At 33.9% G+C, this 4,481-nt stretch carries 6 protein-coding genes; all 6 read right to left on the reverse strand.

Annotation, left to right across the window (positions count from 1 at the left end):
* Positions 1-236: 236 nt before the first annotated feature.
* Positions 237-1,109, reverse strand: a complete 873-nt coding sequence (locus tag ACFIKE_RS08405; RefSeq protein ID WP_375649247.1) for a DNA adenine methylase — start codon at positions 1,107-1,109, stop codon at positions 237-239.
* 68 nt (positions 1,110-1,177) lie between these two features.
* Positions 1,178-2,554, reverse strand: coding sequence for a ParB/Srx family N-terminal domain-containing protein (locus tag ACFIKE_RS08410; RefSeq protein WP_375649250.1), 1,377 nt, complete (start codon positions 2,552-2,554; stop codon positions 1,178-1,180).
* A 317-nt stretch (positions 2,555-2,871) separates the two neighbouring features.
* A complete protein-coding gene (locus ACFIKE_RS08415) occupies positions 2,872-3,063 on the reverse strand; it encodes a hypothetical protein (RefSeq protein WP_375649252.1) in 192 nt (63 codons plus the stop codon).
* A gap of 252 nt (positions 3,064-3,315) precedes the next feature.
* The gene (locus tag ACFIKE_RS08420) at positions 3,316-3,657 is read right to left on the reverse strand and encodes a phage integrase central domain-containing protein (RefSeq protein WP_375649254.1); all 342 of its coding nucleotides are present in this window, start codon (positions 3,655-3,657) and stop codon (positions 3,316-3,318) included.
* Positions 3,654-3,845 carry a hypothetical protein gene (locus ACFIKE_RS08425; protein ID WP_375649256.1) on the reverse strand — a complete coding sequence of 64 codons (192 nt, stop codon included), beginning with the start codon at positions 3,843-3,845 and terminating at the stop codon, positions 3,654-3,656. The genes ACFIKE_RS08420 and ACFIKE_RS08425 overlap by 4 nt, the downstream gene beginning before the upstream one ends.
* Before the next feature lie 304 nt (positions 3,846-4,149).
* Positions 4,150-4,481 (reverse strand): outer membrane protein (locus tag ACFIKE_RS08430; RefSeq protein ID WP_375649259.1); only part of this gene is annotated, 332 nt, incomplete at its 5' end.

The following is a 4,481-nucleotide window of genomic DNA, read 5'->3' on the forward strand; positions in this document are numbered from 1 at the left end:
TACACAAAAACCAAATATCCGACTCTAAACATACTCTGAGACGCGCGAAATTCTTTAGAAAATGGATTCTTAATTTTTCTCGTCTCATAGATACGAGAGAGAATGTTTTTGCGCATTTAAAACAGTGGATTTCAAAGAATTAAACACACCAAACCTTTCCTTAAAATATAAAATTGATTGACAGCAATCAAACTTGCAAAGCTTGTAGAGAGAACAGATTTTGTTTATGAAAGCAGCTAAGCCACATTACAAAGTGATGTTATATTCTGTTCTAATGATTGTGGGATTTTGATCTTTGGTGAGAAAATCATCAGTTCTTGAGCTTGTCTCTTATTTTGTAGAGAATACCGTATATTAAATTCTATTTTAGGATATTGATTGTACAAGAATTTAATTTCTTCTACGTTGTCATAAGTAATTAACCAAAGCGCATTCACATGTTTAGAAATGATATTTTCTAAAGCGTAATGATCTTTAGCTTTATAAAATGAAGTATACAGCTCTTTTCCTTTCTTAAAATATGGAGGATCTATATAAAGGAAAATATTTTCATCTTCATTTGTTCCATAACGTCGCAAAAACTCCTGCGCATCTAGCCGCATTAAATATATCCTATCTTTTTGTACACTTATATTTCTAATACGGCCAATTAAGTCCCTTTTGTTGAATCTACAGTTTATTTTGTAACTCCCAACTTGTTGCTTTCCTCCAATAGGACCAGCATTTTTAATGATTCCAGATCTGTTTGTACGATTCAAAAAAAATGCAGCAAACCCAACGCTAAGCACGTCTGCGTTTTCAGGAGAAATTTCTTTTTGTTTATACCACTCTTCTAAGTTAATGGTCGTTGTATTAATTTTTTCTATTAATTCTTCTGTCTTGTGCAAAACACAATACCAAAAACTCCAAATAAACGGATCAATATCATTAATGTAGATATCTTTAACATCGTTATTTAAAAGAAAATTTAGAGCCAATCCGCCCCCACCAGCAAAAGGCTCACGATAAGAACATCCATTTAATCCATTTGTCTCAAAAATTTCTTTGATTCTTCCATAGAGTGCAGCCTTGCCACCAGGATACCTTAATGGAGAATAGTTATAAGCCATCTCTGTAAACCTTACAGTATTAAAACAAAGCTATGTTATCATATTTTGTTCATATTGGACAGCAATGGCTAAAGCATTTGACGAGCATTCTGCGATTTTTTGTCATACACTTCATTGATTAATTGCATTAACACTGGCTTTAATACTTGTATATCATTGAGAACCTCTAGATAACTCAAGGGTGCTGAACAGAAGGCATGTTTAGCTGTATTGGCTTGCATTCTAACCTTCGCTAGAGTGTCTACAATAGCTTTCTCATTTTCATTTATATACTGTGTATCGTCAAGTTCGGTTTTTAATAATCGACAATACTTTGAAAGCTTATCCTTTAAAAAATTATCAAAAGATTTGTTTTCTCGGCCTAAAAAGCCTGTCAGCCCTTCGAATAAACAACTAAACGCTATATACACAAGAGGTGTATCAGCGTCAGTACCTAATTTTTTTACTGAAGAATATATACTGATGGGTTTTATAATATCTAATTTCTGCAACTGATCTGCAATTTCTTCATCATAAATGCGGCGAAATAATTTTTGTTTTGGATAATTTCCATCTTTATTCGCATCGCTTGTAGGTAGACTATCTTTTCTTTTAGAATACTCTGTTTTATCCTTGCCTTTTCTAGCAAGCTTTTTAGAAGAACTAAATAAATTAATTAGATTAGAAGAATCAAATGATTTAGTTAGACCAAATTTGCGAGATAAGATTTCAAAATATTTTTCTATATCTTTTCTATTATTGCAAGAACGAGAATTTATCTTTTTTTCAAGTATATCTTGTACAAATTGTTTCAAAAAATTATCAAGTGCAGAATTTTCTTCATATGAACATGAAAAGACGAGCTTGTCCTCCAACTGATTATAATAAATTCCAGTATACTCAAAAAAAGTTGTTTTGGAAATCAAACGTGTGACAGTCGTAATATCATAATCTAGTGAAGGATCCTCCAACAGATGATTCAATAATAGGTATGCAAATCTATTCGGATTGTCTGGCGAATAACGTGACTTTTGTATAGCATTCCATGGCTTCACACCTTTTCCATTATTTTGACCTAAATGCTTTATCTCCATCCAGTGATTTGCTTCTTTTATGTCAGAAGCAATAGCACATTCTACAGAAGTTATGTGAATTTTACGGTCAGTACTATATTTAGCGATCTTTTTACCTAGATGCTCTGGAGCTAGCCTTGGATTATCAAGAAGTTTGAGCGCAGCAAGCCGCCGATTACCTTCTTTAACAACGTACTTCTCTCCATCTTGTATTACCATAAGCTTTTCAAATGGAGACAACCCGTTTTCAGCAATATCTTCGGCCAATTCCAAAATCTTTTCTGTAATACAAAGAAAATTTATAGCATCCTTTTCACTTGTGAATCTAGGAATTCTAGGATTTTCTAGATCAAGTTTAAGTGCTTTTAAAGAAACTTCTTTAGTGTTTATCACTACTCTTACCCAACAATACAAAATATCGAATCATAATATTAACGGGATAAACTGACAAATATTCTATATTATTGTAAAGTCTAATTTATATATGAATCATACTTTGGAATCTCTCTTTAATCTTCTCTAGCTAAAGGGCGAGTAATGTTTTAAACATCGTCCAACTTTTTCCTTTTATTTCAAAGCCAAATAAACGTAAATGCTGCAAAAGAATCCAGTTCAGATACTTACATCATTTGAGAAAACTTTACGAAAAATTTCTGAGAAAAGACTCTCTATTTTTAATTTTATCAAGCCTCTCCTGATATAAAAGACGCTCATTGTTCTAAGAGGACACGGCGCTGTTCTAAAAAGTCTGTCCGCATGTAAGCCTTTGTCACTGAATTCCCAACTGAATACGCAAGAACAGATTCTGCAATTTCATATGGTGTTGACGTTGTCTCTGCTATCCAATCCCGCAGAATTGATCTGAAAGCATGAAGTCTATAATTATAACCTTTGTCTTTCATGAATTTAGAAAGTGCTACATCAGATATAGGCTTTCCAGAACTCTCAGCAAATAAAAAACCATTTTTTCTATTTTTTGCTTTTTCAATAACAGCAAGCGCTTAAGCTGTAAGCGGCGCATGAAAATCATAAACCTCTCCAACAATTCTCTTCATATTTTCTTTTTGGATAATCCGTATTGATCCATAAATCTCTTCTGACCGAATATGCCTGATTGGCATAGAACGCCCCCGTCAAAATAAGAAGTTTTAAAGCTAGATTTGATACAAGCTCATCATTTTAAGATTGAAAAACTTAGGCATTTCTTTCCATGGCATTGCTGGAATATTTTTGGTATTTTGAATAAACTTTTCTAATAAAGCTTTTGCTTTTAATTGCATATCCACATCTATACCAAGTGCCGCCGCATGTTTTATAGCTATATTCAAGCGGAATAGAGCTTTACTTGCTGTTTCGTTTTTTGTCTTCCAAATGGGAGAAATGCATCCTTTTATATCAATTTGCGTCAGTTCAGTGATTGGCTTATCACCAAGTTTAGGGAAAACATGTAACTCAAGAGGTATTAACCACCTTGCTGCTTTTCCTTCATTTTTCAATTCGTTTTTTTTGCTTCCAAAGCACTGGAGGCAATTTCTTGTAAAGAAATACCACCCCCTGCTCGATACAAATTTCCTTTTTTTTTTTGGCAAATTGGGTCAATTCCTTGATCCAAAAGATCACGACAAGCTGAAGCCTTGAACAGTGCTTCTTTTAAAGATACATCGCTACAAGAGCCTAATCCCATTTCTCGTCGTCTTTTATTGAGGTCAAACCTAAAAACTCATCATCCTTGATCTGGTGCAGTTTTGATAAGCCATAAACCAGCTCTGTCAGCATATTTGCTTTTAGATAGATTTTTTACAGATAAGACAGACAGTCCATTACCTGTTCTTATTCTTCGAACCACCTTTTAAAAACCACCTTTTGAATTGCGCTTGTAGCTCTTTCATCTGGTACCAAGATTATATATAAAAGGCAATTTAATAAAAAATAAAGGCCCTATCAAAGAGATAGGACCTCTTAAATTTAAGCTCATTTATCCTAAAAAACTAGAATTTGTAAGCTATTCCTGCGCGAAAATGATTCGTCTTATACTTAACTTCAATCTCGTCGTTAAATTTCTTTTTACCAAAATCTGAGTAACGATATTCCGCACGCATAACAAGATGATCTGTCATTGCAAAATCAACACCACCACCGAGAGTGTAACCAATCATTGTTTTTGTTGCATCCGATGTCCTATTAAATGGCTCACCTCCCGTAATTACTGTCGACAAAATATCTTGAAACTGTCCATAAGCAACACCACCAGCAATATAAGGCATCACACGCCCCGCAGAAAACCCAACACGCACCCGTGTAGCACCTGTCCATTTTTGTT

The organism is Bartonella sp. MU70NMGDW (genome assembly GCF_042194085.1).
Lineage (GTDB): Bacteria > Pseudomonadota > Alphaproteobacteria > Rhizobiales > Rhizobiaceae > Bartonella > Bartonella grahamii.

Bases quoted from the DNA above. Each gene is read 5' to 3' on its own strand.
- ACFIKE_RS08405 (WP_375649247.1), bottom strand. From the start codon at position 1,109: ATGGCTTATAACTATTCTCCATTAAGGTATCCTGGTGGCAAGGCTGCA.
- ACFIKE_RS08415 (WP_375649252.1), bottom strand. From the start codon at position 3,063: ATGAAAGACAAAGGTTATAATTATAGACTTCATGCTTTCAGATCAATT.
- ACFIKE_RS08425 (WP_375649256.1), bottom strand. From the start codon at position 3,845: ATGGGATTAGGCTCTTGTAGCGATGTATCTTTAAAAGAAGCACTGTTC.